This window comes from Phenylobacterium sp. (genome assembly GCF_004299445.1).
GTDB lineage: Bacteria > Pseudomonadota > Alphaproteobacteria > Caulobacterales > Caulobacteraceae > Phenylobacterium.
On the sequence record NZ_SCTC01000071.1, the window covers coordinates 1 to 1,575 of the forward strand.

Genomic DNA, 1,575 nt, shown 5'->3' on the forward strand with positions numbered 1-1,575 from the left:
CTGGTAGCCGACGATGCGGTCGAGCACGCGGCGGGCCTGCTGCGCGTTGACCAGGTTCATGTCCACGTGGCCCGGGGACTGGAGGGCGCGCTTGATGGCCGACTCCGTGATCTCGTTGAAGAGGACCCGGAAGACCTTGCGGTCCTTGACCTTGGCTTTGCCGTCGATCTCCTCCGCGAGGTGCCAGGCGATGGCTTCCCCTTCGCGGTCGGGATCGGGGGCGAGGAACACCTTGTCGGCCTCCTTCGCCTTCTTCTTGATGTCCGCGAGGACCTGGGTCTTCCCCTTGATGGTCACGTACTGCGGTTTGAAATCGTGCTCGAGGTCCACGCCCAGCTTGTTCGTGGGCAGGTCCTTCACGTGGCCGACCGAGGCCATGACGGTGTACTTGCCCTTCAGGTACTTGGTGATGGTCCGGGCCTTGGCCGGCGACTCAACGATGATCAGCGACTTGGACATTAAGACTCCGTTCAGGTTCTTTTACTTTAAACGATAGTACCTTTGTCCCGGCAGTTGGCGCACGACGTCTTTCAGTTCCAGGCCGAGGAGAATGCCAGCCACGCCGGCCGACGTCAAGTGGCTCCGTTCCGTCAGGTCGTCGAGATGCAGCGGCTCCCGGTCCATCTGGTCCAGAAGCAGGCGCTCTTCCGGCGAGAGATTGGGGAGCGCCTCGGCCTTGGACAACACAGATCGCCGTTTCGGCATACCTGCCATATCCAATTGAGGCAAGAGCTCCTCCACAATGTCATCGACGGCTTCCACCAGTTTCGCGCCCTGCTTGATGAGGCCGTGCGGGCCGCGGCTGAGCGGCGCGTCAATCGAGCCCGGCACGGCGAACACCTCGCGGCCCTGCTCCAGCGCGCGGCGGGCCGTGATCAGCGAGCCGCTGTCCTCGGCGGCCTCGACCACCACGACGCCCAGCGACAGGCCGCTGATGATCCGGTTGCGCTGGGGGAAATGCGCGGGCTTCGGCTGCGTGCCCGCGGGGAACTCCGTGAGCACGGCGCCGCATCCGGCGATTTCCTCCCGCAGGCGGGCGTGCTCGGGCGGGTAGGTCACGTCGAGGCCGCAGCCCAGCACGGCGATCGTCCGTCCGCCGGCGTCCAGCGCCGCGCGGTGGGCGGCGGCGTCGATGCCGCGCGCCAGCCCGCTGACGATGGTGAAGCCCGCGCCGCTCAGTTCGCGCGCGAGGGTCTCGGTCGTACGGAGCCCGTGCGGCGTCGCCTGCCGGGCGCCCACGATCGCGACCGCCTGCCGGTCGCGCGGCTCGACCAGGCCGTCGCAGTAGAGGACGGCCGGCGGGCTGGGGATCGCGCGCAGCCAGGCCGGGTAGCGCTCGTCGGCCAGGTCGAGAGCGACGCCTTTCCCTGCCGGAGCTGTGTGCACGCTCGGTTTCATGTGTTCGTGTCTGGTCCTGGGTCTGGTGCCGGGATGTGCAGACGTTACGTCTTCACCATAGCCAACGATTCGGGGCGTCGTCAAGTTGCCCGTTCAAATCATCACGATATCATACTGCTCGATGTGCAGGGTCGGGTCGGGTTTGACGACGACCTTGACCTTCCGCTCGCGCGCGAG

At 66.5% G+C, this 1,575-nt stretch carries 2 protein-coding genes; both read right to left on the reverse strand.

All coding sequences use genetic code 11. From position 1 onward, the window contains the following. The coding region (locus EPN98_RS19940; RefSeq protein ID WP_293364681.1) for a toprim domain-containing protein at window positions 1–459 on the reverse strand (459 nt) is incomplete at its 3' end. 21 nt (window positions 460–480) lie between these two features. Further along, window positions 481–1,398 carry a DNA-processing protein DprA gene (gene dprA / locus EPN98_RS19945; protein WP_293364682.1) on the reverse strand — a complete coding sequence of 306 codons (918 nt, stop codon included), beginning with the start codon at window positions 1,396–1,398 and terminating at the stop codon, window positions 481–483. Window positions 1,399–1,575 lie beyond the last annotated feature (177 nt).

What these genes read in the sequence shown, in the direction of transcription:
- dprA (WP_293364682.1), bottom strand. Translation starts at nt 1,398, where the DNA reads ATGAAACCGAGCGTGCACACAGCTCCGGCAGGGAAAGGCGTCGCTCTC.